Below are 25,953 nucleotides of genomic sequence, written 5' to 3' on the forward strand. Positions count from 1 at the left end.
GTGCTGGTCTCCTGGTCTTCCCCCGTGCCGTGCACAAACTTCGCCATCGTAAGAGCGAATCGCACCGTCGGCTTCCCTCACTCGGGCAAAAATCCCGCCCGGGTGAGGGTCTGTGGGGTATCCCACACCGGATAGTGGGCGGCATTTAGCAACAAAGCGGTCGAAATGGGGCGCCGACCTGAGAACCAAAGGCAGGCTCTGTGCGTCTAGGCGACACACAGAGGGCACCGAACCAACACACCATCTACTTCACAGGCAAGTGATAGGCGACCCGATAGCGGTCCGCGAGGGTGATGACATCGGCCGTCTCGACCGGCCGGCCGCCCGCGAAGTACGTCCGCGAGACGACCAGCACCGCATGCCCCGGCACCCCGCCCAGCGTCATCGCCTCCTCCGCCAGCGCCGGCCGGGCACCGACCTCCTCGGTGACGTTGTCCACCACCACATCGATGGCCGCCATCCGTTCGACCACCCCGCGGCCCGCCAGCGGCCCCTCCTCCGGCAGCATCACGGGCGTCCGTCCCGTCACCTCCAGGGGCTCCCACGAGGTCGAGAGCATCGACGGCTCCCCCTCCGCCCGGAAGACATAGCGCGTCCGCATCACCTTGGCCCCGTGCGGAATGCGCAGCCGGGCGGCGACCACCGCACCGGCCACCTCCTGCTCGCTGCTGGACTCCCAGGTGCCCCGCACCCGCTCGTCCGTCTGCTCCTGCCGGAAGGGCGTACAGCCACCGGCCGCATGGAATCCGACCCGGGCGATACGGCGCGGGACGGGCTGTTCGCGCACATAGGTCCCCGATCCCGAGCGGCCCTCGACCAGCCCCTCGGCCATCAGGACCTTGCGCGCTTCCAGGGCGACGGTGTCCGAGACGCCGTACTCCTCGCGGATGCGCGCCTGGGAGGGAAGGCGGGTGTGCGGCGGCAGCACCCCGTCGACGATTTTCTGGCGCAGGTCGCCGGCGACGCGGAGGTACGCGGGCTGCTCACCGAAAGGCACGTGCCCCTCCCAACAGCTTGACAGTCAGCAACAGCGTGACAACCGCGTGTTGCTGTCCGCAACCTTGGGCCAGATGTTCACCTGATGTGATGAAACCCAGCTCAGCACGTGTATCGAGCGAGATCGGGCTCCTACGGCCCCCACATCCCCACCCCGCGCCACCCCACTGTTTCTCTCCACCCGGGTGGACGCGACCCATACATGTCACGATCGAAACGGGACCACGTTCGAAGGACACGTCCGAAACGGCATACCGAATACGGCACGGCACGAAGACGCCGCACCAGGAATGTGGGACGCGGCACCAGGACGGGAAGGAAGGCACCCCATGCCCGTCGAACCCCAGCTCTCCCCCATGCCCAGGGACTGGCAGCGGGCGCTCGCCGTCGTCGCCCACCCGGACGACCTCGAATACGGCGCCGCGGCCGCCATCGCCGAATGGACCACCGCGGGTCGCCAGGTCAGCTATCTCCTGGTCACCCGCGGCGAGGCCGGTATCGACGGGCTCGCCCCCGCCGAGTGCGCCCCGGTCCGCGAGACCGAGCAACGGGCCGGTGCCGCGCTCGTCGGCGTCCACACCGTGGAATTCCTCGACGACCACCACGACGGTGTCATCGAGGCCGGCCCGGCGCTGCGCCGCGATCTGGCCGCGGCCATCCGCCGCCACCGCCCGGAGCTGCTGATCGCCCTCAACCACCACGACACCTGGGGCGGCGTCCAGTGGAACAGCGCGGACCACCGGGTGGTGGGCCGCGCCGTCCTGGACGCGGCGGGCGACGCCGGCAACCGCTGGATCTTCCCCGAACTCGCCGGGGCCCAGGGCCTGGCGCCCTGGAACGGCGTGCGCTGGGTGGCCGTGGCGGGCTCCCCGTACCCCACACACGCCGCCGAGGTCGGCCCCGGCATCGACCGCGCGGTCGACTCGCTGGCGGCCCACAGCACCTACATCAAGGGCCTGGGCGGCTCCGGAACGGACCCCCACGCCTACGCCCGCAACTTCATCGAACAGACACTGCGCAACGGCGGCGAACGCTACCGGGGCCGCCCCGCGACGCTCTTCCAGCTCTTCCCCCGCTGAGGTTCACACCCCCCGGGCAAGCCCGCGCACGAACCCGGACACCAGCTCCGCGATCCCCTCCGGCCGTTCCGGCGGCATCGCGCCCTCCCGGCACCCGATTAACCCCTCCCTGTCCATTCTGTCCACCTATCGACACTGCGCCGGGAGTCTGCTGCACACCTCGGGAGCACGGGCCGAAGGGCCGCCGGGGTCACTCCGGGGACCGCCGCGGGCCGCCGACCGGACCGCTCCTGTGGGCCGTCGGTGGCACAGCGGGCCACCCCCGCTTGCGCCTCCCGCCCCGCTCCCCCGCCACGCAGAACAATCGCCCAGGCCAGGACGTACGCATACGTACGCATACGTCTCCGCGGACTGAGGGGAACGACCGATGGACGGAGCGAGACATCCGGACCGCAGAGCCCTGCTCGCCGGCGGACTGTTCGTCGCCACGGCGGCACTTTCGGGGTGCTCATCGAAGAGCACCACCCCGGCGGCGGCCGGCGCTTCACCACAGGCCCGGCCGACCATGCAGCCCACCACACGGCCGACCACCCCCGAAGCGGCCTTCACCCGCCTGATGGAGGGCAACCAGCGCTGGGTGAGCGGCAACCTCCAGCACCCCGACCGTGATCCCGACCGGCGCGAGTTCGTGGCCCAGAAACAGCAGCCCTTCGGCTCGGTCCTCGCCTGCATCGACTCCCGGGTCCCGCCGGAACTCCTCTTCGACACCGGCCTGGGCGACCTCTACGTGATGCGCACGGGCGGGGAGGCGGTCGGCCCTGTGGTTACGGGTTCCGTGGAGTACGGACCGATGACCAGCGGCACCCCGCTCATCGTGATCCTCGGCCACCAACGCTGCGGCGCCATCGAGGCTTCCTACTCCTCCCTCCGCGACGGCAAGCCACTGCCCGGCAACCTGGAGGCAATCGCCCGAGCCCTACGCCCGGCATACGACCAGGCAGTCCGCGAAGGCGGCCCCGACCCTGTAGACACCATGGCCCGCGCCCAGGTCACCCTGACCGCAACCAACCTCCGCTCCAACCAGGACCTCGCTCCCCTCGTAAAGAAGGGCACCCTGGCCGTGATCGGCGCCTACTACTCCCTCGACACCGGCAAGGTGGAGGTCTTGTCGGGGGCACCGTCTTAAGCGGGTGTGGGAAAGGCCAGGACCGCGTCGACTCCACGGCACCAATGGGCTGGGCTCAACAGAAGCCTGGCCCATTGGCCTGTATACGCACCAGACCACTCAGGCCCGGAACGCAGCTGTCAGACGTTGAACCGGAACTCCACCACATCCCCGTCCTGCATCACATACTCCTTGCCCTCCATGCGGGCCTTGCCGGCCGCGCGGGCCTCGGCTACCGAGCCGGTTTCCACCAGGTCGGCGAAGGAGATGATCTCGGCCTTGATGAAGCCCTTTTGGAAGTCGGTGTGGATGACGCCGGCGGCCTCGGGGGCGGTGGCGTTCTTCTTGATGGTCCAGGCTCGGGTTTCCTTGGGGCCGGCCGTCAGGTAGGTCTGCAGGCCGAGGGTGTTGAAGCCGACGTGGGCGAGGGTGGCGAGGCCGGGTTCTTCCTGGCCTACGGACTGGAGGAGTTCCAGGGCCTCGTCCTCGTCCAGTTCGGCGAGGTCGGCCTCCAGCTTGGCGTTCAGGAAGATGGCCTCGGCGGGGGCGACCAGGGCGCGCTGTTCGTTCTTGAAGTCCTCGTCGGTCAGCTCGTCCTCGTCGACGTTGAAGACGTAGAGGAAGGGCTTGGTGGTGAGGAGGTGGAGGTCGTGCAGGAGCTCTTCGTTGCCGGAGCCCTGGACGATGCCGGCGGAGAAGAGGGTGTCGCCCTTCTCCAGGATGGCCTTGGCCTCCTCCACTGCCTTGACCTTGGGAGCCACGTCCTTCTTGATGCGCGACTCCTTCTGGAGGCGCGGCAGGACCTTCTCGATGGTCTGGAGGTCGGCGAGGATCAGCTCGGTGTTGATGGTCTCGATGTCGTCCCGGGGCGAGACCTTGCCGTCGACGTGGACGACGTTCTCGTCCTTGAAGGCGCGGATGACCTGGCAGATCGCATCGGACTCGCGGATGTTCGCGAGGAACTTGTTGCCCAGGCCCTCGCCCTCGGAGGCGCCGCGGACGATGCCCGCGATGTCGACGAAGTCGACGGTGGCGGGGAGGATCTTCTGGGAGGAGAAGATCTCGGCGAGCTTGGCGAGGCGGGGGTCGGGGACGCCGACGACGCCGACGTTCGGCTCGATGGTGGCGAACGGGTAGTTGGCCGCCAGCACGTCGTTCTTGGTCAGGGCGTTGAACATGGTCGACTTGCCGACATTCGGCAGACCGACGATTCCGATCGTGAGCGACACGTGGCGACTCGACTTCCGAGCGAGGTGGTGGGGTGGGCACGGCCCCGGGAGGGCCGATCCACCAGTCTACGGGGCGGCGCGGGCCGAGCGGCCGCCACCGGGACCGGCCCGCCACCGGCCCGTAGCGAACTCGGCCGCAAGCTCGGCCAAAGCGCGTGTCCCGCGACCGGTTAATACCACTTAGCGGCCTACCGTGGCCGGGTGGAGCAACACGAAGCGCGCACGCCCCAGCACAGCCCGCCGCGGTCCGGACGACCGCCCGCGGGCCAGGACGCCCGGCTCCCGCGCCCCGCGGAGGCCGTGACCCCCGATCCCGACGACGCCTTTCTGTCCGCGATGCGGGCCTCCGGGTTCGCGGCCGTACCGGCCTCCGCCACCGCCGCCGTACACGCCCCGCCGCGCGGCCCCGCGTCGGCCGGGGCCGGGGCCGGTGCCCTCCGGCCGCCCAGCCGGCAGGCGGCGGCCGCGGGCGCCGGGCACGCCCCGGCTCCTCCGGTGGACGGGGAGTCCTCCGCTGTCTACCGGGCGCGGACCCGGCGCCCGGTAGAGGCCCCGCCCACCGGCCCGCGGCGCCGGATGCCCGCCGCCAAACTGACCGGTCTCGGCTGCTGGCTGCTGGCGACGCTGGTGCTGCTGGCGTTCGCCTTGGTGGACCGGCTGCTGTTCGGCGGCGCACCGACCGCGTACGGCGTCTGCTACCTGCTGGTGGGCATCGGTGCGGCGGTGTGGGTCAGGCCGTACGACCTGGTCTGTGCGCCGGTCACGCTGCCGATCGCCTTCACGCTCGGTGCGCTGCCGATCCAGCGGGGCGGGGAGGGGTTCGAGGGGCTGCTGATGGGCGTCTTCACCGTCCTCGCGCTGAACGCGGGCTGGCTCTACGCCGGCACGCTGGTCTGCGCGCTGCTCGCGATCGTCCGGCGGGCGCTGTTCATCGCCCGGCGTCGGGCCAGCCGACCGGTGAGTCGACCGCAGAGCGCACCGCGCGGGCAGAGGAACCGGCCGCCGTCGCGGGCCGCCGACCGTCCCCGGCCCCGGCCGGGGAACCGTCCGCGGCAGGTGGCTCGCCAGCCCGAGCGGCGTGCGCAGCCATCGCGGCCCCCACAATCCCCGCATTGTTCTGAAGCTGAGCCGGCACGATCTCGGCCCTGATGCCCTCGATCAGCGGCAGGAACTTCTCCGCCTTGCGGCTCACCCCGCCGCCGATCACGAACAGCTCGGGCGAGAAGAGCATCTCCACATGGGCGAGGTACTTCTGGACCCGGTGCGCCCAGTGGTGCCAGCTCAGCCCCTCGTCCTCCTTGGCCTTGGTGGAGGCGCGCTTCTCGGCGTCATGGCCGTGCAGCTCCAGATGGCCGAACTCGGTGTTGGGGACGAGGCGGCCGTCGCTGAAGACGGCGCTGCCGATGCCGGTGCCGAGGGTGAGCACGATGACCGTGCCGGTCCGGCCGCTGCCCGCGCCGTAGCGCATCTCGGCGAGACCGGCCGCGTCCGCGTCGTTCAGCAGCGTGACGGGCCGGCCCGCGGCCTCGCCGCCCAGCCGGCCGGTGAGCAGGGCCTCGGCGCCGAGTCCGATCCAGCCCTGGTCGACATTGGCGGCCGTACGGGTCGTACCGTCCGTGACCACACCGGGGAAGGTCGCACCGACCGGCCCCGACCACCCGAAGTGGTCCACGACCTCCCTGACACAGTCCGCGACCGCTTCCGGGGTGGCCGGGTGCGGGGTCAGTACCTTGTGGCGCTCCTCGGCGAGGTCGCCGCGCGCCAGATCCACCGGGGCACCTTTGATGCCCGATCCGCCGATGTCCACACCGAAGACCCTCATGGGAAAAGGCTAGGCGCGGACGGGGCGGCTCGCCCCCGGGATGAGCTGACTCATGGCCCGGACGGCGAACCGGTTGCGGCGGATGTCAGCCCTCGGTGGCGGACTTGGCCTCGGCGCGCAGGTCCCGGCGGAGTTCCTTGGGCAGCGAGAAGTGGATGGACTCCTCGGCGGCCGTGAGGGTCTCGACGTCCTCGTAGCCGCGCGCGGCGAGCCAGTCCAGGACGCCGTGGACGAGGACCTCGGGGACGGAGGCGCCGGAGGTGACGCCGACCGTGCCGACGCCCTCCAGCCAGGACTCGTCGATCTCCTCGGCGTAGTCGACCAGATGGGCGTCGCGGGCGCCGGCGCCCAGCGCCACCTCGACCAGGCGCACGGAGTTCGAGGAGTTCTTGGAGCCGACGACGATGACCAGATCGGCCTCGGCGCCCATCTGCTTCACCGCGGTCTGGCGGTTCTGGGTGGCGTAGCAGATGTCGTCGCTGGGGGGCGAGAGGAGGTTGGGGTAGCGGCCCTTGAGGGCGTCGACGGTCTCCATGGTCTCGTCGACCGAGAGCGTGGTCTGGGAGAGCCAGACGACCTTGTCGGGGTCGCGGACCTCGACGTTCTCGACGTCCTTGGGGCCGTCGACGAGGGTGATGTGCTCGGGCGCCTCACCGCTGGTGCCGATGACCTCTTCGTGGCCCTCGTGGCCGATCAGGAGGATGTCGTAGTCCTCCTTGGCGTAGCGGACGGCTTCCTTGTGGACCTTGGTGACGAGCGGGCAGGTCGCGTCGATGGTGGCGAGCTTGCCGCGCTTGGCCTCTTCGTGGACCACCGGGGCGACGCCGTGCGCGGAGAAGATGACGATGTTGCCCTCGGGCACCTCTTCCGTCTCCTCGACGAAGATCGCGCCCTTCTTCTCCAGGGTCTTCACGACGTACTTGTTGTGGACGATCTCGTGGCGTACGTAGACGGGCGCGCCGTACTGCTCAAGTGCCTTCTCGACGGCGATGACGGCGCGGTCCACGCCCGCGCAGTAACCACGGGGGGCGGCGAGCAGGACCCTGCGGCGCGAAGCGGCTTCGCCCGGGGTGGTGGCGGGAGTCGGGCTGGGCGAGGAAGTCATGCGTCCCATCGTAAAGGCGTGCCACCGCCCTCGAAGATCGCACCGTTGGCCCAGACTGAGGGCGGCAGGCAGCGAGGAGGCACAGATGCCGGGCACGGGCGGCGACGGGGAGGGGGGCACGGAGGACGGCGGCACGGAGGACGGCCGAGCGGACGGCGGGGCATACGGGGGCGCCGGCGGGGGCTCCGGCCCTCCCGGGGCGCTGCGGCGGACGCTGAGCTTCCGGGATCTGCTCGTCTACGGTCTGCTGTTCATCGCCCCGATGGCGCCGGTCGGGCTCTTCGGCACGCTGCAGGCCAGGTCGCAGGGGGCGGTCACCGCCGTCTACCTGGTCGCGACCGTCGCGATGGCGTTCACCGCCTCCTCGTACGGCCTGATGGTGCGGGTCGCCCCACGGGCCGGGTCGGTCTACGCGTACGCCCGGCTGGGGCTGGGCGAGGGCGCGGGGTTCGTCGCCGGGTGGATGGCGATGCTGGACTATCTGCTGATTCCGGCGGTGGCGTATCTGTTCTCCGGTTTTGCGCTGCATGCGCTGGTGCCGGCCGTGCACCCGTGGGTGTGGACGGCGCTGGCAGTAGTGGTGACGACGCTGCTGAATCTGTCCGGCGTACGGACCGCGGCCCGGGTCGGGTTCGCGGTGCTGGCGATGGAGATCGTGGTGCTCGCGGTGTTCGTGGTGGCGGCGGTCGTGGTGCTGGTCGTACACGGGCCGCAGCGGGGCTGGGCCGCGCCGCTGACCGGGGAGGGCGCGTTCTCGGCCGGGGCGGTGCTGGCCGCGGTGTCGGTGGCGGTGCTGTCCTATCTGGGCTTCGATGCGATCGCGTCGTTCGCGGAGGAGGCCGGGGGCGGGCCCGGCCGGGTGGCGCGGGCGCTGTTCACCTGTCTGGTGGTGGCCGGTGTGCTGTTCGCGGTGCAGACGTATCTGGCGGCGCTGCTGATGCCGGTGAGCGCGGCGGAGCTGGCGGCCCGGCCCGCGGAGCAGGGCGCGGCGTTCTACACCGCGGTCGACTCGGCGGCGGGCCGGTGGCTGGAGGTTCTGGTGGCGGTGAGCAAGGCGGTCGGCGCGGCGTTCGCGGCGCTGGCGGGGCAGGCCGCGGCCGGTCGGCTGCTGTTCGCGATGGCTCGGGACCGGCGGCTGCCGGGGGCGATGGCGAAGGTGGACGCGGGCAGCGGGGCGCCGCGCCGGGCGCTGCTGGGGGCGGCGCTGGTGACGCTGGTGGCGGCGGTGGGCGCGGCCCGTCGGGACGACGGTCTCGATCAGCTGTCGTCGATCGTGAACGTGGGGGCGCTGACGGCGTTCGGCCTGCTGCACGCCTCGGTGATCGGCTGGTTCTGGTTCCGGGGAGGGCGGGGGCGCCCGCCGGCCGGGCGGGGCCGGGAGGCCGCGGGCGGACGGGAGGCCGCGGGCGGACGGGAGGCCGGGCGCGGCGGGCCCGGTGTGCTGCGGCATGCGGTGGTGCCGTTGCTGGGGCTGGCGGTGGTGGTCGCGGTGGTCGTCGAGGCGTCCGGCACCGCGCTGCTGGTGGGCGGGGTGTGGCTGGTGGCGGGGCTCGTGGTGGTGGGGGTGCAGCGCGGGGGGCGGGTGCGGGGGTGACGGACCGCGCGGGCGCGGCGGGCATGGCGGGTGCGGGCAGGGTGCCGGCCGGCCGCCACTGTCAGTGGCCGCCGTTACTCTCGCTCGTATGGCTGTTTCTACGTCTCCGGAAACGCCGATCCCGGTCGGCGAGGTGTCCCGGCTCATCGGCGGCTGGATCGAGCGGCTCGGCGCGGTGTGGGTCGAGGGGCAGATCACCCAGCTCTCGCGGCGCCCCGGCGCGGGGGTGGTCTTTCTGACCCTGCGTGACCCGTCGTACGACATCTCGGTGAGCGTGACGTGCTACCGCCAGGTCTTCGACAAGGTCGCCGAGGTGGTCAGCGAGGGCGCCCGGGTGGTGGTGCACGCCAAACCGGAGTGGTATGCCCCGCGCGGCCAGCTGTCGCTGCGGGCCGCCGAGATCAAGCCGGTCGGGGTCGGTGAACTCCTCGCCCGTCTGGAGCAGTTGAAGAAGTCGCTGTCCTCGGAGGGCCTGTTCGCGGCGGACCGCAAGAAGCCGCTGCCGTTTCTGCCGCAGCTGATCGGGCTGGTCTGCGGCCGGGCGAGCGCCGCGGAGCGGGACGTCCTGGAGAACGCCCGGCATCGCTGGCCGGCCGTCCGCTTCGCGGTGCGCAATGTGCCGGTGCAGGGGGTGCATGCGGTCCCGCAGGTGATCGCGGCGGTCCAGGAGCTGGATGCGCTGCCCGAGGTGGACGTGATCATCGTGGCCCGGGGCGGCGGCAGCGTGGAGGACCTGCTGCCGTTCTCCGACGAACAGCTCGTACGGGCCGTGGGCGCGGCCGTCACCCCCGTCGTCTCGGCGATCGGCCATGAGCCGGACAGCCCGCTGCTGGATCTCGTCGCCGACCTGCGCGCCTCGACTCCGACGGACGCGGCGAAGAAGGTGGTGCCCGATGTCGGCGAGGAGCTGGCCCGGGTCCAGCAGCTGCGGGAGCGGGCGCGGCGGGCGATCGACGGCTTCGTCCAGCGGGAGGAGCGGGGGCTGGCCGCGGCGCTCCACCGGCCCTCCATACAGCGCCCGCATCGGATGGTGGAGGAGCGCGAGGAGCAGATCACGGCGCTGCTGGAGCGCGGCCGGCGGACCCTGGGCCATCTGCTGGACCGCGCCGACTCGGAGCTGTCGCACACCCTGGCGCGGGTGGTCGCGCTCTCCCCCAAGGCCACGCTGGAGCGCGGTTATGCGGTCCTGCAGAAGCCGGACGGGACGGCGGTGCGCTCCCCCGGGGAGGTCACCGCGGAGGACAGCTTGCGGGCCCGGGTCGCCGAGGGCGAGTTCCGGGTGCGGGTGAACGGCGCCCCGGGCGCTGCCACGGCCGCCGAATAGTGCACGGACGGACTCTTAGGGTGGGAGACATGGCGAAGGCGAAGACGGACGACGCGGCGGACGCGGAGCAGGGTGCGGCGGCCGGGGTGACCCAGGTGCCCCCGGTGGATTCCACGCTCGGCTACGAGCAGGCGCGGGACGAGCTGATCGAGGTCGTCCGCAGCCTGGAGGCGGGCGGCACGACGCTGGAGGAGTCGCTGGCGCTGTGGGAGCGCGGCGAGGCGCTGGCGAAGGTCTGCCGTCGCTGGCTGGACGGTGCGCGGGCCCGGCTGGACGCGGCACTGGCGGAGCCGTCGGACGAGGCGGGAGCGGAGCGCGCGTAAGGCCGCAGCCCGCTCGCCGAGATCGTCACCCCCTGTGAACCGCCTCACACCACCCTCAATTTAGTTGAAACTTAATCTATCCCGTTTACAGTAGATGCCGTAACGTCCTGCGACGGCACCGCACCCATCGGTGCCCACCTGACCGCAGAGCCCAACCCCCCATCTGACGCACGAGGTTGCTTATGTCTCTCGCCCTTGACGCCGCCGCGCAGGACCTCCTGTTCCGTGAGGCCCAGACCGCCAACACGTTCACGGACGAGCCGGTGACGGACGAGCAGATCCAGGCCATCTACGACCTGGTGAAGTACGGCCCGACCGCCTTCAACCAGACGCCGCTGCGGATCACCCTGGTCCGTTCCGAGGAGGCCCGTCAGCGCCTGGTGCAGCACGCCATGGGCGCCAACGGCCCGAAGACCCTCAGCGCCCCGCTGACCGCGGTCCTCTCCGTCGACCTGGACTTCCACGAGAAGCTGCCGACGCTCTTCCCGGCCGCCCCCGGCATCAAGGACTCGTTCTTCTCCGAGGCCGCGGCCCGCCAGGTGGCCGGCACCCAGAACGCCACCCTCCAGGCCGGCTACTTCATCGTCGGCGTCCGCGCCGCCGGTCTGGCTGCCGGCCCGATGACCGGCTTCGACTTCACCGGCATCGACAAGGAGTTCTTCGGCGACGGCAAGCAGAAGTCCTTCCTCGTCATCAACATCGGCAAGCCGGGCACCGACGCCTTCCACCCGCGCTCGCCGCGGCTGTCCTTCGACGAGGCCGTCACCGCCGTCTGAGCCCACCCCGGCGACGCGCCCCCGGCAACGCAGCCCCGGATACGCAGCCGCCGGCACGCATGAGGCCGCCGCACCCCTCCCGGGTGCGGCGGCCTCATCGGTCTCGCGGGCTCAGCGCCCTTCTTCGTCCTCAGGTCTTCTTCGCCACCAGTGCGGCGGCCAGATCGGCGAGCCGCCCGTACGGCGCGGTGCCGGTGACGACCGTGGTCACCCCGGACTCCTCACGGACCAGCGCCCGGTACTTGTCGCCCTGGTAGCGGTCCCACTTCTTGCTGCCGACGGCCTGCTTGCCCTCGACCTTGGTCGCGCCGAGGGTCACTTCCTTGATGAACTTCCGCGGCAGCGCATCGCTCTGCTCGACGGCCGCGTACTGCTGCTCCGGGTCGAGCATGCCCAGATGCCAGGCGCCGCCCTTGCCGTCGTCGCTCGCCTTGTACGAGACCGAGGTGGCGCGCCAGGTCTTGGGCAGCCCCTCGGGCGCGGCGACCGCGTACGGCGCCGTCCGCCGGGCCGTGATCAGTTCGACGCGGTAGTCGACCCGCTTGACCGCGCTCCGCGCCGCCTCCGCGCCCTCGTCGTGCGGGATGAAAATGTAGATCGCCCCGACGAGGATGCCGATCACCGCCAGTGACAGGACCATGTCCCGCACCGTTTGCCTGCCTCGCATACCTGCCACGTCCCTATGGTCCCCTATCGCCGCCGCGGACCCGACAGGCCCCCCGGTTACGACGCTGACCTGCGCAAACGTCCGGCACCCGGTTTCGTCGCGGCCGCTCATGCGTGGGGCCCTCTGCTCATTTTGGCGAGGTACGGATAAGGTCGGTATCACCCTCATCCTTCACGGCCGTCGCCGTACAGAAAGGTGCGCTCGATGACCGAGCATCATCTCCCGTCCCAACTAGAGGTCAGCCCTGAGGCCCCGGACCGCAACCTCGCCCTGGAGCTCGTCCGGGTGACCGAGGCCGGCGCCATGGCCTCGGGCCGCTGGGTGGGGCGAGGTGACAAGAACGGCGCCGACGGCGCGGCGGTCAAGGCCATGCGCGCCTTGATCCACACCGTCTCGATGAACGGCGTCGTGGTCATCGGGGAGGGCGAGAAGGACAACGCCCCGATGCTCTACAACGGCGAGCGGGTCGGCGACGGGACCGGCGCGGAGTGCGATGTGGCCGTGGACCCGGTGGACGGGACGACGCTGACCGCCAAGGGCATGGCGAACGCCGTCTCCGTCATGGCGGTGGCCGAGCGCGGCTCGATGTTCGACCCGTCCGCGGTCTTCTACATGGACAAGCTCGCCACGGGCCCGGAGGCCGCCGACTTCGTCGACATCACGGCGCCGGTCGCCGTGAACATCAAGCGGATCGCCAAGGCGAAGCGGTCCGCGGTCGAGGACGTCACGGTGGTCATCCTGGACCGTCCGCGCCACGACGGCCTGGTCAAGGAGGTCCGGGAGGCCGGGGCCCGGATCAAGTTCATCTCCGACGGCGATGTCGCGGGCGCGATCATGGCGGCCCGTGAGGGCACCGGTGTGGACCTGCTGCTGGGCATCGGCGGGACGCCCGAGGGCATCATCGCGGCCTGCGCACTGAAGTGCCTGGGCGGCACCTTCCAGGGCAGGCTGTGGCCCAAGGACGACCAGGAGCGGCAGCGCGCGCTGGACGCCGGGCACGACCTGGACAAGGTGCTGGAGATCGACGACCTGGTCCGCGGTGACAATGTCTTCTTCGTCGCCACCGGCATCACCGACGGTGAGCTGCTCCGCGGTGTCCGTTACCGCGCCGAGAACGCCTACACCCAGTCCCTGGTGATGCGTTCCAAGTCCGGCACCATCCGCCAGATCGACTCCCAGCACCGGCTGTCGAAGCTGCGCGCCTACAGCTCGGTGGACTTCGAGCGCCCCAGCTAGCAGTGCCCCGGCGGGCCCATACCGCCCGCGCCCGTGCACACACTTCGCCCCCGTCGGAGAGTCTCCGGCGGGGGCGAAGTGACCCCTACGTCCTGTGCTGCGGCGTACGGGCCGAAGCCGGTGCCGCGGTGGTCAGCCCGCCGCGGGCATATGGGCGGCGCGCTGGAGCTCGCTCTCCCGGCGCCGCCGGCGGGTCAGCACGACCCGGCGCTCGGCCGCGGTCAGACCTCCCCAGACGCCGTACGGCTCGGGCTGGAGCAGCGCGTGCTCGCGGCACTCGACCATCACGGGGCAGCGGGCACACACCCGCTTCGCGGCCTCTTCTCTGGCCAGCCGGGCAGCGGTGGGCTCCTTGGACGGGGCGAAGAACAGCCCGGCTTCGTCCCGGCGGCACACCGCCTCCGAATGCCAGGGGCCGGCCTCATCGCGAGCAGGCTCTCGCTGGGACGGAACGACAGCGGCATCCTGCAGGGGCTGATGCGGTAGCAGCACGGTCTACTCCTGACGACGGCTTCGGCGAGAGAGTCACCCTTGCCCGTCTCGCTGCGCACGGCCTTTTTCCGCACCCCGCAGCCGTGCGCGAGACGATGCACCAGCCCTACCCGCTGTGCGCACGCTTATGCACACCGTGGCGATCGTGCGACAACGAGAAGAACGTCAGCGGACGAGCCCTCCGGCAAGACCGGCGGCCGACCCTCCGGAACCGGCTGCTGACCGTGACTCCGCGGCCCCGCCGTCGTCCGCCGCCCCCGTCAGCCGCCGCGTCAGCCGTCCATGTCCTTACGGAACGGGTCCCGGCGCTCGCGGCGTTCCGAGCGCCGGCGCTCGTGCCATTCGCGCCGGTCCTCCCGCAGCTGCTGCCGGTACTCGCGGTGCTCCTCCCACACCTGCTGGCGCAGCTCCCGGTGCCCCTGGCGCAGCCGGTCGCGCAGATCGCGTATCCAGGCGCCGCGCTTGGGCTTGGCCTCCACACTGCCCAGCACGGCATAGCCGTTGACCAGGACCTGCGGGGCGTCGGTGTCCTCCGCGTCATGGGTCTCGACCTCGAAGCTGCCGAGGATGCCGGAGCCGCTGCTGCGCAGCGTGATGTTCTCCGGGACCCGGATCTCCACGCTGCCGAAGACCGCGGTGACATTGATCTGGATCTGCTGCTGCGGGAAAACCGCCTCGGTCAGATCGATCTCGACGCTGCCGAAGAACGCCACGGCGTTGATCCGCGCCGGGGCCCGCCAGCGGCCCTTGCGGACGGCGGCGCTGAAGATCGCGACGAGGTTCTGGTCGGGAACCGGGGCGCCGGGACCGGAGGCGTACCCGCCCGGGTCCGGCCGCGGGCCGCGGCCGCCCGCGGCGGGCAGATCCTGTACGACGGGCTCCAGTTCGCCCAGGGTCTTGGCGCGGTAGACCGTGTCGATCCGCTCCGCGTGCTCCTCCGGGTCCAGCCGGCCCTCCGCCAGCGCCTCGCGGAGGATCTCGGCGACCCGGTCGCGGTCCGCGTCGGAGGCCCGGATATCGCGTTCGGCCACCGCGGGCGATGCCGCCGCCCCGGCCGCCGGTTTGGTCATGTTCAGCGGTTGCCGCTTCTGGAGCCGGTCCTGCTCCTGTAGCGGTCCGGGCGGGGTTTCAGGGCCCGGACGTCCCCCGTTGTCTGCATCCACCGCCCCAGGGTACCGAAACGCGATAGATCGCGACCAGGGATCGAACGGACCCGGCCACGGGCCGACTGAGCCTTACCTCACAGCGGCGTCCGCGCGCCAGGGTTCTACGCTGTGCAGGCGCTGCCGTAGATGCCAGCCGGACCTCTCCGAGTAAGGAATGACCTTCAATGCCGGAATTCGCCTACACCGACCTGCTCCCCGTAGGTGAGGACAACACCCCGTACCGTCTCGTCACTTCGGAGGGCGTGAGCACCTTCGAGGCCGACGGCCGTACGTTCCTCAAGGTCGAGCCGGAGGCGCTGCGCAAGCTGGCCGCCGAGGCGATGCACGACATTTCGCACTATCTGCGCCCGGCGCACCTCGCCCAACTCCGCAAGATCCTGGACGACCCCGAGGCCAGCGCCAACGACCGCTTCGTCGCGCTCGACCTGCTCAAGAACGCCAACATCGCCGCCGCGGGCGTCCTGCCCATGTGCCAGGACACCGGCACCGCGATCGTGATGGGCAAGCGCGGCCAGCACGTGCTGACCCAGGGCGGCGACGAGGAAGCGCTCTCCCGCGGCATCTACGACGCCTACACCCAGCTGAACCTGCGCTACTCGCAGATGGCCCCGCTGACCATGTGGGACGAGAAGAACACCGGCTCCAACCTGCCGGCCCAGATCGAGCTGTACGCGACCGACGGCGGCGCCTACAAGTTCCTCTTCATGGCCAAGGGCGGCGGCAGCGCCAACAAGTCCTTCCTCTTCCAGGAGACCAAGGCGGTCCTCAACGAGGGCTCCATGATGAAGTTCCTGGAGCAGAAGATCCGTTCGCTGGGCACCGCGGCCTGCCCGCCGTACCACCTGGCGATCGTCGTCGGCGGCACCAGCGCCGAGTACGCGATGAAGACCGCCAAGTACGCCTCCGCGCACTACCTCGACGAGCTGCCCGCCGAGGGCTCCCCCACCGGCCACGGCTTCCGGGACAAGGAGCTGGAGGAGAAGGTCTTCGAGCTGACGCAGAAGATCGGCATCGGCGCCCAGTTCGGCGGCAAGTACTTCTGCCATGACGTCCGCGTCGTCCGGCTGCCCCGTCACGGCGCGTCCTGCCCGGTCGCCATCGCGGTCTCCTGCTCCGCGGACCGCCAGGCCGTCGCGAAGATCACCGCCGAGGGCGTCTTCCTGGAGCAGCTGGAGACCGACCCGGCCCGTTTCCTCCCGGAGACGACGGACGACGAGCTGACCGAGGGCGCGGGCGCGGACCTCGACGCGGTGGCCATCGACCTCAACCGGCCCATGGACGACGTCCTGGCCGAGCTGACCAAGCACCCGGTCAAGACCCGCCTCTCCCTCACCGGCACCCTGGTCGTCGCCCGCGACATCGCCCACGCCAAGATCAAGGAACGGCTGGACGCCGGCGAGGAGATGCCGGAGTACCTGAAGAACCACCCCGTCTACTACGCGGGCCCGGCCAAGACCCCCGAGGGCTACGCCTCCGGCTCCTTCGGCCCGACCACCGCGGGCCGGATGGACGCCTACGTCGAGCAGTTCCAGGCCGCCGGCGGCTCCAAGATCATGCTCGCCAAGGGCAACCGCTCCCAGCAGGTCACCGAGGCCTGCGGCACCCACGGCGGCTTCTACCTCGGCTCCATCGGCGGCCCCGCGGCCCGCCTGGCCCAGGACTGCATCAAGAAGGTCGAGGTCCTCGAATACGAGGAGCTGGGCATGGAAGCGGTCTGGAAAATCGAGGTCGAAGACTTCCCCGCCTTCATCGTCGTAGACGACAAGGGCAACGACTTCTTCCAGGACCCGGCACCGGCGCCTACGTTTACGAGCATTCCGGTGCGGTCGGGAAGCTGACGGACCGGCAGGACCCTGAAGAGCCCCTGACGTTTCGTCGGGGGCTCTTGTACTGGCCTCCTCTCGGGCCGACCCGCTTTCCTGTTGTGGAAACCGGAACCTCTTGCGCCTCTGGTGCTTTGCTCGCGAGGATCGACCAAGACGCGACGCAGCAGGCCAAGAAGGGAACCGTGTGAAGGTCACCAAGCTTGTGAGTACCTGCGACCTCAAGGATTGCCCGACCATCTACGCCACCGATCGGGGCACTCTGCTGGTGCAGGGCGAGACCCCTACCGACCACGGGTTACAGATGCCCTCGCACGAAACCGTGGTAGAGATCCCGGCGGAACTCATGCTTGCCCTCGTCCGGAAGAGCCACCATGGCGCCTAAGAAACTCGGCGAAATGTTCGACAGCTTCGAGCGCGAGGCATTCCGACTGGAGACGCTGGACGACTACAGCAAGTCGGGAAATGTAGGCGCCTATCAGGCATTTCTTGCCGGGGAGCCGCAACCGTCCGACTACAACGAAGCATGGGTTTCGGAAATCCGTTCCCACACCAGCCAGGGGAAACGCATCTATCGCGTTCACATCCTGTCTCGGCCCCTTACTCCGTATCTACGGTTCGAACTCGGTTGGGGCTACCAGAAGAACAGGACCGGCGGCGAAGAGTTCTTCATCCTCGATATTACAGAGAATCCGAACCCCCTCCAAGGGGTGCCGGACTACTGGCAATTCGATAGCGTCACCACGGGCGTCATGAGCTACACGGAGGACGGTGCGTTCCTCGGCGCCGACGTACTCCCCGAAGGACGGGCAGGAGAATTCCGCCACTACCGGGATACAGCCATGGCTCACGCTGTGCCGTTCGCCGAATGGTGGGCGAAGTACGGGGAGTGAACAGAGGAGAGCTAGGGGTCGCGCTGCGGGCGCTTCGGCAGGCATCCGGAAAAGAGGCCAAGGCCGTCGCCCGCAGCGCTGTGATGTCGGCAAGCAAGCTGAGCAAGATTGAAACGGCGAAGACCACTCCGTCCCTCGCAGATGCTGAGCGCATCCTGACCGCCATCGGAGTATCCGATGAGGTCAAGGCAGAGTATCTAGAGGCAGTCAGAGCAGAAGCAACGGAGACAACGGCTTGGCGCCTTGTCCGACGCTTGGGCGTACACAAGGCACAGCAGCAAACGAGAGCACTAGAGGCTCACATGGCGTTGCTGCGGCTCTTTCAGCCGGCCTTGATCCCTGGCCTTCTACAGACCCCCGAATATATCCGGGCAATCCTTTCTCGGCACGAACTCGGCGAAGACGTTCTCACCCGGACCATCAGCGCCCGGATGGAGCGGCAGCAGGCTCTCTTCGACTCAGCCAAGGAACTCCACTTCCTGATCACTGAGCCTGTATTGCGGTGGCGCATCGTGTCGGCCGCCAGGATGGCGGAACAAATAGACCGACTCATCTCTCTTTCCCGACTTACCCCACATGGACATTCGCATCATTCCCCTGTCAGCGCGACAACAGGACATCGCGAATCACTCGTTCGTTATCCGGGATGACAGGACGGTCACTGTCGAGACCGTCCACGCAGAGATCGTCGTGACCGACCCCAGAGACGTTGCCCTGTATGTAGACAAGTTCGAGAGGTTCGCCTCCATGGCCCTGGCCGGTGACGCCATGCGCACCATGCTCGAAGGGGTCCGAAATGACTTCTTGCGCGAACAGGAAACCGGCTGGGCGGAGTGACCTCGGCGCGGAACCATGGGACTTCAGCCCATCTCATGAAAGGGGCACAACCGAATGCCCGTCATGCTCGAAGTCCCGAGCCGCACGACACACCGCGATCCCCGGGCGCTTCTGAACGCGGTACGTCCGTACGTCAAGGAGTGCACCTACAACGTATTCGAGAGTCCCGGTTCCGGCGAGGATCTATGGAATCGGGAGATCGCGCTTCTGAAGCGGGACAACTCACTCATGCTCGATGGCACGGCGGGACGTATCCTCGACAATGCCGTGGCCTATCTGGTCACAGCCATGGAGCGGCCGGAACTTCATCAGGGAATGTACAAAGGCGGTTTCGCGGGCAAGGCTCTGTTCACCTACCGCTACAGCTACACCCCCCGGAAGTGGAAAAGCCTGCTCCGCGGGGCAGGCTTCGCGGAAGCCGGGGCTCAGGTTCTCGACGCACCGGAGCCCGGCCATATCGGCACCCTGCTGGTGCGTGCGATCGCGCCCTGAGCCCGGCCGTCCGCCGTTCCCGCGTGGCGGACGGCCGGGCCTGGACTCATGGCTGAGCCCGCCGGGCCGTGCTCCGCCGGATCCGGGCCCGTACCGCCCGCTGGGCGACCGGGCCCAGGTCCTCCAGTACACCGACCAGCCCGGACAGTTGCTCCAGTGCGTCGAGGGCCGCCAGCGCCCCCTCCGGGTCCACGCCCTCGTACAGTTCCAGGCCGACGAAACCCGCCGCGAGGGCACGGGACAGGCCGGGGACGTCCACGAAGGCGGCGATCGGTGTCCCGGCCAGCACCCGCGCCAGCACCTGTTCGATCTCGTCGATCCACTGGGCCAGGCCGGCGGCGGTCGCGGGGGCCAGGCGGGGCTGGGTCTGGGCGCCGGCCAGGAGTTGGGCGAGGACGGCTACGTGGCCGGCGGCTCGTTCCTCGGCGTGTAGTTCGCGGCCCAGTTCCAGGAATTCGGTGAGGCTGCCGACCCGGGCGAAGCGTTCGCGGTAGTGGGCGACGCGTTGCTCCGCGCCGTAGCGGCAGGCGGCGGCGAGGAGTTCGTCGACACTGCCGAAGTGGTAGAAGACCAGGGCCTGGTTGACGCCGGCGGTGGCGGCGATGGTGCGGGCCGAGGTCTTGGCGAGGCCCTGTTCGGTGAGCGTGCGCAGCGCACCGGCGAGGAGTTTCGTACGGGTGTCGGCGCTCACGCCCGCGCCTCCTCGCGCACCGGCCGCAGCCCGGCGCGCACTCCCCGCTCGGTGGCGTTCACGAACTCGGCGGAGAAGGACCCCTCGTAGCCGAAGAGCGGGCCGAACCGCCGGTTGCCGACCCGCACCTGGATACGGAAGCACCCGGCGGCGTCGTCGTACGACTCACGGACCACGGCGTCGCCCCCGATCAGGTCCGGCACCCGGACGTCGACCGGCCCCTCCCGGAAGCGGTGTTCGCCGGAGCGGATGACCAGGGCTCCGCTGTCGTCCACCGTGAAGTGCAGGTCGGTGGCGAGGTGCTGGTGGGTGCCGAGGTAGTCGACGACGCAGCCGCGTTCGGGGCTGTAGACCATGGTGGCGTCGAAGCGGCGGGGGCGGCCCGGGAAGGCGAAGGTACGGACGAAGGTGACGGTTTCGCGGCCGAAGGAGTCCGTATACGGGACGTTCTCGATGACGAAGGGGACGTTCCGGCCGGCTTGCGGGACGAGGATGTTGCGGCTGCCACCGAGGGCCAGGAACGGCCGGACGAAGCTGCGGCCGTGCCAGATCCGGTCCATCGTGCCCCGCCCGATGCACGCCTCACCGCTGTCGAGCCCTACGGAGAAGCGCCGCCGGACCTGCGGGTGGAGGCGGTCGAAGTCGGCGCCCAGGACGCGCCGGAATATCGAGGTCATGAGTGTTCCAAGGTGGCTAGGAGGGCGGTGGGGGCGGCGGTGCTTGCGCTGCGTCGCCCGGCGGCCCGTTCCGGTGGGCGGCGGAGACAGCGGCGGGCGGCCGGGGTGACGGGCAGCGGCGGCAGCAGCAGCGCGGCGCCTGCCACGGCGAGGACGGGGCCCACGGCCGCGGCGACGGGGACCACGGCTGCGGTGGCGAGGACGGCGGCCACGACTGCGGCGATGCGGGCGGCCAGCTCCGCGAGGGCGTGGCACAGCGACCGTTCGGGAGTGATCCCGCGCTCGCACCACAGTCGCAGCCGGTCGAAGGACCAGGCGGTGGCCCAGCCCATGAGCGGCCGGAAGAGGAGCCGGTCGACGAGGCGGCCGAAGCGTCCCCAGCGCGGCCGGTAGTCGTATCCGGTGAGGAACCGCAGCTCCTCGCCGTCCGGGATGTACCGCCAGTACCCGCGGCCCTCCTCGATGAGGGACAGCGGGTGCGCGGAGGAGAAGCGGAGGGCGGAAGTCCGGGTGCCGTCGGGCCGGTTGCGCTCACCGGCCGAGACGCCGGTGCCGTCGACCGTGAGCAGCGGCAGGACGCGGGTGGCGTAGCGGAAGTGCTGCGGCTCACCCGGCGCGCACGGCAGATAGTCGATCTCGGTGAAGCGCAGGTCCCAGCGCTGATGCCGGTCGGGCAACTGACTGCGGTCCCATACCTCGTCGAGCCCGGCGCGGATGCGCGCCTCCACGTAAAGCCCCATACGGCTTCCCCCGTCCCAGACGTTTGAGCGACTGCTCAAAACGCAGCGTAGGTCTTTTTGAGCAGTCGCTCAAGGCCGTTGAAGGGGACGGAGGGTGCTCCGGCGGGGAATCGGGGCGCGGGTCCGGGACGCGGGGTGCGGGTCCGGGAAGCGGCCCAGGGCCACGCGCGGCTGCACGACGGCGGCCTGCTGTCCGTACGCACCCTGACCGGGCGGGCGCGGCGGCACGCAACGGGCGCCGGGGCTGATGCCCCGGCGCCCGTCGGCTTCTGTGACCACGCCTGACTCAGCCGGCGTTCGTGGCGGGGGGCCGCGGGCTCACCCGGTAGAGCACGGTGCCGCCGGCCGGAACGGTGGCGCTGATGGTGCCGTCGGTGCTGACCTGGCTGGAGTGCGCCCACAGGTCGTTGAGGTGGTAGCCAGTGCTGTTCGCCGGGAGGCCGACGGCCGCAGCGGTGGTGGAGATGACGGCCTGTGAGGACGTTTCGTTGAACAGGGCCACGGCGACGTCGCCGTTGGCCAGCGGGCGACGCAGCACGTTGAGGCCGTTCCCGGTGGTGACCGCCGTGCCCTGTTCGCCACGGCTGTCCTGATTGACAGCGATGACGTCCTTGTTGAGGTAGACGCTCAGGTCCTGGTCGCTGATGGGGAAGCCGGAACTGCCGGATGCCGCGGGGGTACGCAGGTCGGCACCGGAGATCAGCGGGGCCGCGAGCACTGCGGCGACCGAGAGCTCGGACTTCTCCTGGTCATACGTCAGGCGCTTGCTGGGGTCGTTGGAACCCGACGCATAGGCGTAGTTGCCGGTCCCCAGCATGTCGATGTCGTTCCATCCGCCGGGGCCGGCCCACTTCGCCTTGTCCAAGTCGGTGTGGATGAGGCGTCTGAGGCCGTCGAAGGAGGCGTCCCGGTCCCCGTCGATGCGCCACATGTTGGCCACGCTCTTGCCCCACTCCCAGGGGGACTCGCCCTGGGCCGCGGGCTGGAGCGAGAGGCTGAAGACGATCGGACGGCCGGTTCGCTCAAGGGCGTCGCGCATGGTGCTGTCCCGGGCTTCCAGCGGCAGCTTTTCGTCGCCGGGCCGCTGGTCGGGGTCGCTGGCCGTGCAGTTGTCGTACTTGAGGAAGTCCACGCCCCACGAGGCGAAGGTGTCGGCGTCCTTCTGCTCATGACCAAGACTTCCGGGGAAGCCCTGACACGTGTGGTACGTCGGGCTCTCGTAGACGCCGAACTTCAGGCCCTTGCCATGCACATACGCGGCGAGTTCGCCCAGGCCGTGGGGGTACTTGGCCGCATCGGGGACGAGGCGGCCTTCGGAGTCGCGGGACCGTTCCATCCAGCAGTCGTCGATGGTGAGGTACTGGTAACCGGCGTCGCGCATGCCGCTGGACACCATGAAGTCGGCGGTGTCCTTGACGATTTGCTCGGTCGCGTTGCAGCCGAAGGTGTTCCAGCTGTTCCAGCCCATCGGCGGGGTGCGGGCCAGGTCGTTGTCCAGGGCCTGCGCGGGGCCCGCGGTGAGCAGGGGGGCGCCGAGCAGAGGGGGCAGGAGGGAGAGGGTGAACAGTAAACGGGAGAGCACACGCATGGAGGCCTCCAGCAGGGAATCGGCCGAGTGGCCGTCACCTCCAGCAGGGTGACCGTGCCCACCTCGGTCCGGGTGGTTGCGCCGGTGGAGCAGTCGGTGCGCCGCATCCGATGTCTGACACGGTGCGCGCGAGCAAGCGCACCAAAATCAACATAAACAGTCAATGACGGCGGCAATTCACCGGGATTAATCCAGCCAGTTCAAACAAGAGGAAACGGAACTCAACGTCTGTACTGCCTGCGGCGGCCGCCTCCGAACGCTCGGGGGCAACTGTTGCGGTATGCGGACCCTCGGCCGGCACCCCGGCAGGCGATCGCCGTGACGGCTGGTCAGGTTCGTTCGTAACGGCCGGCCAGGACGGCCCGTGACGGCTGGTCAGGACCGTTCCGCGACCGGCGGACCCCGGAGGCCCGCAACGGTCATGATCACTACACTGTTCGAGTGACACCAGACCTGTGTCACACCACTCATTTCATGACCACATGGGGGATACGCACCATGCGCAAAATGAGCCGTTCGCTGGCAGTCGCCGTCACATCCGCGGCGGTTGCCGGTATCGCCTTCGCCGGGGTCGCGCCGGCCAGTGCCGCTCCGGTGAGTGCCGCGGCGTGGAGCCGCGCCAAGTGCATAGCCGTCGACAAGTCCATCGGGCAGCACAAGATGGCGGGCGACAGGTACGAGGGACTCGCCAAGAAGGAAGCCGGGAAGGCTCACCCGGACATGGACAAGGTCCGCCAGTACAACGCGAAGGCGAGCGACGAGTTCACCATCGCGCGGGCGCAGGAGCTGGAGCTGCAGAAGCAGTGCAGGCGGTGACCTCGCTGCGATGACGTACCAGGGCCCGGCTCTTCGGAGCCGGGCTCTCGTGCGTCCGCCGTTAGGTGAGCGAACGTCCGTATCCGGGAACAGATCACGATTCCCGGGCACTGACATAGGTATGAGTGACAACAGCGCAATCGGCGACTCCGGCGGCTTTCGGACCGAGCACGACTCCATGGGGGAGGTGCGGGTTCCGGCGGACGCCAAATGGCGGGCGCAGACGCAGCGGGCGGTGGAGAACTTTCCGGTGTCCGGGCAGCGGCTGGAGCGGGCGCACATCGCGGCGCTGGCCCGGATCAAGGGGGCGGCCGCCCTGGTCAACGGCGAGCTGGGGGTGCTGGACAAGGACATCGCGGCGGCCGTGCAGGAGGCCGCGGCCGAGGTGGCCGAGGGGCGGTGGGACGAGCACTTCCCCGTCGATGTGTTCCAGACGGGGTCCGGGACGTCGTCGAACATGAACACCAACGAGGTCATCGCGACGCTGGCGGGTGAGCGGCTGGGGCGCGAGGTGCATCCGAACGATCACGTGAACGCCAGCCAGTCGTCCAACGACGTCTTCCCGTCGTCGATCCATATCGCGGCGACCTCGGCGGTGCTGGACGATCTGATTCCGGCGCTGGAGCATCTGGCGGAGAGCCTGGAGCGGAAGGCCGAGGAGTTCGCCGAGGTCGTGAAGTCGGGGCGGACCCATCTGATGGATGCCACGCCGGTGACGCTGGGGCAGGAGTTCGGCGGCTATGCCGCCCAGGTGCGATACGGCGTCGAGCGGCTGCGGGCCTCGCTGCCGCGGCTGGCGGAACTCCCGCTGGGCGGCACGGCGGTGGGGACGGGGATCAACACCCCGCCCGGGTTCTCGGCCGCGGTCATCGCGGAAGTGGCGCGGGCGACGGGACTGCCGCTGACCGAGGCGCGCAATCACTTCGAGGCGCAGGGGGCGCGGGACGCGATCGTCGAGATCAGTGGGCAGCTGCGGACGATCGGGGTCGGGCTGACGAAGATCGCCAACGATCTGCGGTGGATGGCCTCGGGGCCGCGGACCGGGCTCGCCGAGATCGCGCTGCCGGACCTCCAGCCGGGTTCGTCGATCATGCCGGGGAAGGTCAACCCGGTGATCCCGGAGGCGGTGCTGATGGTGGCGGCACAGGTCACCGGCAATGACGCGACGGTGGCGGCGGCCGGGGCGGCCGGCAACTTCGAGCTGAATGTGATGCTGCCGGTGATCGCGAAGAATGTGCTGGAGTCGGTGCGGCTGCTGGCCAATGTGTCGCGGCTGCTGGCGGACCGTACGGTCGACGGGATCACCGCGAACGCCGAACGGGCCCGGGAGTACGCGGAGTCGTCGCCGTCGGTCGTCACTCCGCTCAACAAGTACCTCGGCTACGAGGAGGCGGCGAAGGTCGCCAAGAAGTCCCTCGCCGAGCGGAAGACGATTCGTCAGGTGGTCCTGGAAGGCGGCTATGTCGAGCGGGGGTTGCTGACCGAGGAGCAGTTGGACGAGGCGCTGGATGTGCTGCGCATGACGCGTCCCTGACGCGCGGCGGCGCAGGATACCGCGTTCGTCACGCCCGGTGCGGCTCACGTCACGGCGCGCGTCGGGCCACGCCTCTAAGATCTGCGCATGACAGCGGACATGGTGGACACGACGGAAGGCGGGGCGGCCGACGGTCGCGGGACGGCCGGGGCGAAGCGGGCGGCGGACGGGGCGCGCTGGGCGCCGGGGGACCACATCCTCTGGCGCTATCGCGACAACGCCGATACCGGGCGGTTCCACATCTGCCGGCCGATGACCGTTGTCCAGGACACCGATGAGCTGCTGGCGGTGTGGATGGCGCCCGGCACCGCCTGCATCAAGCCGGTGCTCGCCGACGGCACTCCGGTGCATCGCGAGCCGCTGTCCACCCGCTACACCAAGCCGCGCCGCACGGCCCGTGACCACTGGTTCGGCACGGGGGTGCTGAAGCTGGCCCGGCCCGGTGACCCGTGGTCGGTGTGGCTGTTCTGGGAGCGCGGCTGGCAGTTCAAGAACTGGTACGTCAATCTGGAGGAGCCGCGCCGCCGTTGGTCGGGCGGCATTGACTCCGAGGACCACTTTCTCGACATCTGTGTCTATCCGGACCGGCACTGGGAGTGGCGGGACGAGGACGAGTTCGCCCAGGCGCAGCGGGACGGGCTGATGACGGAGGCCCAGGCGGCCGAGGTCAGATCGGCGGGCCGGGCCGCGATCGCACAGATCACGGCCTGGCGCGGCCCGTACGCCGACGGCTGGGAGGACTGGCGACCCGATCCGGCCTGGGGTGTTCCCCGGCTCCCGGAGGACTGGGACCGCGCACCGGAGCATTTGCGGTCGTGAGGGAGTGAACTGAAACGACGTGAGTGAAGGGGGCGAACCGTGGAAAGCTGCGCCTATGGGCAAAGCTGTTTCCCGCCGGGCGGGAGGCGGGGCCGAGCCCCCTTGCTGCGCCCCGGGCCTTCAAACGTA

General features: G+C 69.9%; 26 protein-coding genes and 2 pseudogenes. 17 read left to right on the plus strand and 11 right to left on the minus strand.

Annotated elements, in window-relative coordinates; genetic code table 11:
• Window positions 1-244: 244 nt before the first annotated feature.
• Complete coding sequence (locus STRTU_RS12075) at window positions 245-997, minus strand: GntR family transcriptional regulator (RefSeq protein WP_159743547.1); 753 nt, start codon at window positions 995-997, stop codon at window positions 245-247.
• 328 nt (window positions 998-1,325) lie between these two features.
• Here STRTU_RS12075 and STRTU_RS12080 point away from each other — a divergent pair, with 328 nt between their 5' ends.
• Complete coding sequence (locus tag STRTU_RS12080; protein WP_159743548.1) at window positions 1,326-2,075, plus strand: PIG-L deacetylase family protein; 750 nt, start codon at window positions 1,326-1,328, stop codon at window positions 2,073-2,075.
• A gap of 367 nt (window positions 2,076-2,442) precedes the next feature.
• Window positions 2,443-3,201 carry a carbonic anhydrase gene (locus STRTU_RS12085; RefSeq protein WP_174878850.1) on the plus strand — a complete coding sequence of 253 codons (759 nt, stop codon included), beginning with the start codon at window positions 2,443-2,445 and terminating at the stop codon, window positions 3,199-3,201.
• Between the two features lie 119 nt (window positions 3,202-3,320).
• Here STRTU_RS12085 and ychF read toward each other — a convergent pair whose 3' ends face one another.
• Complete coding sequence (ychF, locus tag STRTU_RS12090) at window positions 3,321-4,409, minus strand: redox-regulated ATPase YchF (protein WP_159743549.1); 1,089 nt, start codon at window positions 4,407-4,409, stop codon at window positions 3,321-3,323.
• A gap of 576 nt (window positions 4,410-4,985) precedes the next feature.
• Between ychF and STRTU_RS35950 the strand changes: the two genes are divergently transcribed.
• Window positions 4,986-5,558 carry a DUF6542 domain-containing protein gene (locus tag STRTU_RS35950; protein WP_308789370.1) on the plus strand — a complete coding sequence of 191 codons (573 nt, stop codon included), beginning with the start codon at window positions 4,986-4,988 and terminating at the stop codon, window positions 5,556-5,558.
• Here STRTU_RS35950 and ppgK read toward each other — a convergent pair.
• Window positions 5,491-6,231: pseudogene (ppgK, locus tag STRTU_RS12100) on the minus strand (polyphosphate--glucose phosphotransferase); the annotation flags it as partial. The gene STRTU_RS35950 and the pseudogene ppgK overlap by 68 nt on opposite strands.
• Before the next feature lie 85 nt (window positions 6,232-6,316).
• On the minus strand, window positions 6,317-7,336 hold the full coding sequence (locus STRTU_RS12105; RefSeq protein ID WP_159743552.1) for a 4-hydroxy-3-methylbut-2-enyl diphosphate reductase: 1,020 nt from the start codon (window positions 7,334-7,336) through the stop codon (window positions 6,317-6,319).
• A gap of 85 nt (window positions 7,337-7,421) precedes the next feature.
• On the opposite strand from STRTU_RS12105, the gene STRTU_RS12110 reads away from it, so the two are divergent.
• From STRTU_RS12110 to STRTU_RS12125, 4 genes are all read left to right on the plus strand, one after another.
• Window positions 7,422-8,930, plus strand: coding sequence for an APC family permease (locus STRTU_RS12110; protein ID WP_159743553.1), 1,509 nt, complete (start codon window positions 7,422-7,424; stop codon window positions 8,928-8,930).
• 88 nt (window positions 8,931-9,018) lie between these two features.
• Entirely contained in the window at window positions 9,019-10,254 is a 1,236-nt protein-coding gene (gene xseA / locus STRTU_RS12115) for an exodeoxyribonuclease VII large subunit (RefSeq protein WP_159743554.1), read from the plus strand.
• Between the two features lie 29 nt (window positions 10,255-10,283).
• Window positions 10,284-10,577, plus strand: a complete 294-nt coding sequence (locus tag STRTU_RS12120) for an exodeoxyribonuclease VII small subunit (protein ID WP_246240373.1) — start codon at window positions 10,284-10,286, stop codon at window positions 10,575-10,577.
• Between the two features lie 182 nt (window positions 10,578-10,759).
• Entirely contained in the window at window positions 10,760-11,353 is a 594-nt protein-coding gene (locus STRTU_RS12125) for a malonic semialdehyde reductase (RefSeq protein WP_159743555.1), read from the plus strand.
• A gap of 130 nt (window positions 11,354-11,483) precedes the next feature.
• Here STRTU_RS12125 and STRTU_RS12130 read toward each other — a convergent pair whose 3' ends face one another.
• Entirely contained in the window at window positions 11,484-12,020 is a 537-nt protein-coding gene (locus STRTU_RS12130) for a DUF4245 domain-containing protein (protein ID WP_159746865.1), read from the minus strand.
• Between the two features lie 204 nt (window positions 12,021-12,224).
• On the opposite strand from STRTU_RS12130, the gene glpX reads away from it, so the two are divergent.
• On the plus strand, window positions 12,225-13,256 hold the full coding sequence (glpX, locus tag STRTU_RS12135; protein WP_159743556.1) for a class II fructose-bisphosphatase: 1,032 nt from the start codon (window positions 12,225-12,227) through the stop codon (window positions 13,254-13,256).
• A 132-nt stretch (window positions 13,257-13,388) separates the two neighbouring features.
• Here the strand turns inward: glpX and STRTU_RS12140 are convergent, their stop codons facing one another.
• Together STRTU_RS12140 and STRTU_RS12145 are read right to left on the minus strand one after the other, a co-directional pair.
• Window positions 13,389-13,748: a WhiB family transcriptional regulator gene (locus tag STRTU_RS12140; RefSeq protein WP_159743557.1), complete on the minus strand. Its 360-nt coding sequence runs from the start codon at window positions 13,746-13,748 to the stop codon at window positions 13,389-13,391.
• Window positions 13,749-14,020: 272 nt separating this feature from the next.
• Entirely contained in the window at window positions 14,021-14,911 is an 891-nt protein-coding gene (locus STRTU_RS12145; protein ID WP_308789371.1) for a DUF1707 SHOCT-like domain-containing protein, read from the minus strand.
• A 167-nt stretch (window positions 14,912-15,078) separates the two neighbouring features.
• Here STRTU_RS12145 and STRTU_RS12150 point away from each other — a divergent pair, with 167 nt between their 5' ends.
• The 5 genes and pseudogenes from STRTU_RS12150 (at window position 15,079) to STRTU_RS12170 (ending at window position 18,959) form a co-directional block, all read left to right on the plus strand.
• Window positions 15,079-16,752, plus strand: a complete 1,674-nt coding sequence (locus STRTU_RS12150) for a fumarate hydratase (protein ID WP_159743558.1) — start codon at window positions 15,079-15,081, stop codon at window positions 16,750-16,752.
• Between the two features lie 172 nt (window positions 16,753-16,924).
• Window positions 16,925-17,122, plus strand: coding sequence for a hypothetical protein (locus STRTU_RS12155; RefSeq protein ID WP_159743559.1), 198 nt, complete (start codon window positions 16,925-16,927; stop codon window positions 17,120-17,122).
• A 13-nt stretch (window positions 17,123-17,135) separates the two neighbouring features.
• Window positions 17,136-17,630 (plus strand): DUF6879 family protein, encoded by a 495-nt coding sequence (locus STRTU_RS12160; protein WP_246240375.1) that lies wholly within the window; start codon window positions 17,136-17,138, stop codon window positions 17,628-17,630.
• Window positions 17,627-18,467, plus strand: a pseudogene (locus STRTU_RS12165) (helix-turn-helix domain-containing protein). The gene STRTU_RS12160 and the pseudogene STRTU_RS12165 overlap by 4 nt, the downstream one beginning before the upstream one ends.
• Window positions 18,468-18,521: 54 nt before the next feature.
• Complete coding sequence (locus STRTU_RS12170; RefSeq protein WP_246240378.1) at window positions 18,522-18,959, plus strand: hypothetical protein; 438 nt, start codon at window positions 18,522-18,524, stop codon at window positions 18,957-18,959.
• 46 nt (window positions 18,960-19,005) lie between these two features.
• Here STRTU_RS12170 and STRTU_RS12175 read toward each other — a convergent pair whose 3' ends face one another.
• Genes STRTU_RS12175 through STRTU_RS12185 form a run of 3 tightly spaced genes read right to left on the minus strand, consistent with a single transcriptional unit; the run spans window position 19,006 to window position 21,067 of the window.
• Complete coding sequence (locus STRTU_RS12175) at window positions 19,006-19,650, minus strand: TetR/AcrR family transcriptional regulator (RefSeq protein ID WP_159743561.1); 645 nt, start codon at window positions 19,648-19,650, stop codon at window positions 19,006-19,008.
• Window positions 19,647-20,327 (minus strand): DUF4166 domain-containing protein, encoded by a 681-nt coding sequence (locus STRTU_RS12180; RefSeq protein ID WP_159743562.1) that lies wholly within the window; start codon window positions 20,325-20,327, stop codon window positions 19,647-19,649. The genes STRTU_RS12175 and STRTU_RS12180 overlap by 4 nt, the downstream gene beginning before the upstream one ends.
• Window positions 20,324-21,067, minus strand: coding sequence for a hypothetical protein (locus STRTU_RS12185; RefSeq protein WP_159743563.1), 744 nt, complete (start codon window positions 21,065-21,067; stop codon window positions 20,324-20,326). Before STRTU_RS12185 ends, STRTU_RS12180 begins: the two co-directional genes overlap by 4 nt.
• A 135-nt stretch (window positions 21,068-21,202) precedes the next feature.
• Here STRTU_RS12185 and STRTU_RS12190 point away from each other — a divergent pair, with 135 nt between their 5' ends.
• Window positions 21,203-21,352, plus strand: coding sequence for a hypothetical protein (locus STRTU_RS12190; protein ID WP_269777351.1), 150 nt, complete (start codon window positions 21,203-21,205; stop codon window positions 21,350-21,352).
• 1 nt (window position 21,353) lies between these two features.
• On the opposite strand, the gene STRTU_RS12195 is transcribed toward STRTU_RS12190, so the two are convergent.
• Window positions 21,354-22,655 (minus strand): glycoside hydrolase family 27 protein, encoded by a 1,302-nt coding sequence (locus tag STRTU_RS12195; protein ID WP_159743564.1) that lies wholly within the window; start codon window positions 22,653-22,655, stop codon window positions 21,354-21,356.
• A 507-nt stretch (window positions 22,656-23,162) separates the two neighbouring features.
• Between STRTU_RS12195 and STRTU_RS12200 the strand changes: the two genes are divergently transcribed.
• From STRTU_RS12200 to fomD, 3 genes are all read left to right on the plus strand, one after another.
• Entirely contained in the window at window positions 23,163-23,471 is a 309-nt protein-coding gene (locus tag STRTU_RS12200; RefSeq protein WP_159743565.1) for a hypothetical protein, read from the plus strand.
• A gap of 121 nt (window positions 23,472-23,592) precedes the next feature.
• Entirely contained in the window at window positions 23,593-25,005 is a 1,413-nt protein-coding gene (locus tag STRTU_RS12205) for a class II fumarate hydratase (protein ID WP_159743566.1), read from the plus strand.
• An 87-nt stretch (window positions 25,006-25,092) separates the two neighbouring features.
• Entirely contained in the window at window positions 25,093-25,824 is a 732-nt protein-coding gene (gene fomD / locus STRTU_RS12210; protein ID WP_159743567.1) for a cytidylyl-2-hydroxypropylphosphonate hydrolase, read from the plus strand.
• Window positions 25,825-25,953 lie beyond the last annotated feature (129 nt).

This window comes from Streptomyces tubercidicus (genome assembly GCF_027497495.1).
GTDB classification, from domain to species: Bacteria; Actinomycetota; Actinomycetes; order Streptomycetales; family Streptomycetaceae; genus Streptomyces; species Streptomyces tubercidicus.

Bases quoted from the DNA above. Each gene is read 5' to 3' on its own strand.
- STRTU_RS12080 (WP_159743548.1), top strand. From the start codon at position 1,326: ATGCCCGTCGAACCCCAGCTCTCCCCCATGCCCAGGGACTGGCAGCGG.
- STRTU_RS12085 (WP_174878850.1), top strand. From the start codon at position 2,443: ATGGACGGAGCGAGACATCCGGACCGCAGAGCCCTGCTCGCCGGCGGA.
- STRTU_RS35950 (WP_308789370.1), top strand. From the start codon at position 4,986: ATGCCCGCCGCCAAACTGACCGGTCTCGGCTGCTGGCTGCTGGCGACG.
- STRTU_RS12105 (WP_159743552.1), bottom strand. From the start codon at position 7,336: ATGACTTCCTCGCCCAGCCCGACTCCCGCCACCACCCCGGGCGAAGCC.
- STRTU_RS12110 (WP_159743553.1), top strand. From the start codon at position 7,422: ATGCCGGGCACGGGCGGCGACGGGGAGGGGGGCACGGAGGACGGCGGC.
- xseA (WP_159743554.1), top strand. From the start codon at position 9,019: ATGGCTGTTTCTACGTCTCCGGAAACGCCGATCCCGGTCGGCGAGGTG.
- STRTU_RS12120 (WP_246240373.1), top strand. From the start codon at position 10,284: ATGGCGAAGGCGAAGACGGACGACGCGGCGGACGCGGAGCAGGGTGCG.
- STRTU_RS12125 (WP_159743555.1), top strand. From the start codon at position 10,760: ATGTCTCTCGCCCTTGACGCCGCCGCGCAGGACCTCCTGTTCCGTGAG.
- STRTU_RS12130 (WP_159746865.1), bottom strand. From the start codon at position 12,020: ATGCGAGGCAGGCAAACGGTGCGGGACATGGTCCTGTCACTGGCGGTG.
- glpX (WP_159743556.1), top strand. From the start codon at position 12,225: ATGACCGAGCATCATCTCCCGTCCCAACTAGAGGTCAGCCCTGAGGCC.
- STRTU_RS12150 (WP_159743558.1), top strand. From the start codon at position 15,079: ATGCCGGAATTCGCCTACACCGACCTGCTCCCCGTAGGTGAGGACAAC.
- STRTU_RS12160 (WP_246240375.1), top strand. From the start codon at position 17,136: ATGTTCGACAGCTTCGAGCGCGAGGCATTCCGACTGGAGACGCTGGAC.
- STRTU_RS12170 (WP_246240378.1), top strand. From the start codon at position 18,522: ATGCCCGTCATGCTCGAAGTCCCGAGCCGCACGACACACCGCGATCCC.
- STRTU_RS12180 (WP_159743562.1), bottom strand. From the start codon at position 20,327: ATGACCTCGATATTCCGGCGCGTCCTGGGCGCCGACTTCGACCGCCTC.
- STRTU_RS12185 (WP_159743563.1), bottom strand. From the start codon at position 21,067: ATGGGGCTTTACGTGGAGGCGCGCATCCGCGCCGGGCTCGACGAGGTA.
- STRTU_RS12195 (WP_159743564.1), bottom strand. From the start codon at position 22,655: ATGCGTGTGCTCTCCCGTTTACTGTTCACCCTCTCCCTCCTGCCCCCT.
- STRTU_RS12200 (WP_159743565.1), top strand. From the start codon at position 23,163: ATGAGCCGTTCGCTGGCAGTCGCCGTCACATCCGCGGCGGTTGCCGGT.
- STRTU_RS12205 (WP_159743566.1), top strand. From the start codon at position 23,593: ATGAGTGACAACAGCGCAATCGGCGACTCCGGCGGCTTTCGGACCGAG.
- fomD (WP_159743567.1), top strand. From the start codon at position 25,093: ATGACAGCGGACATGGTGGACACGACGGAAGGCGGGGCGGCCGACGGT.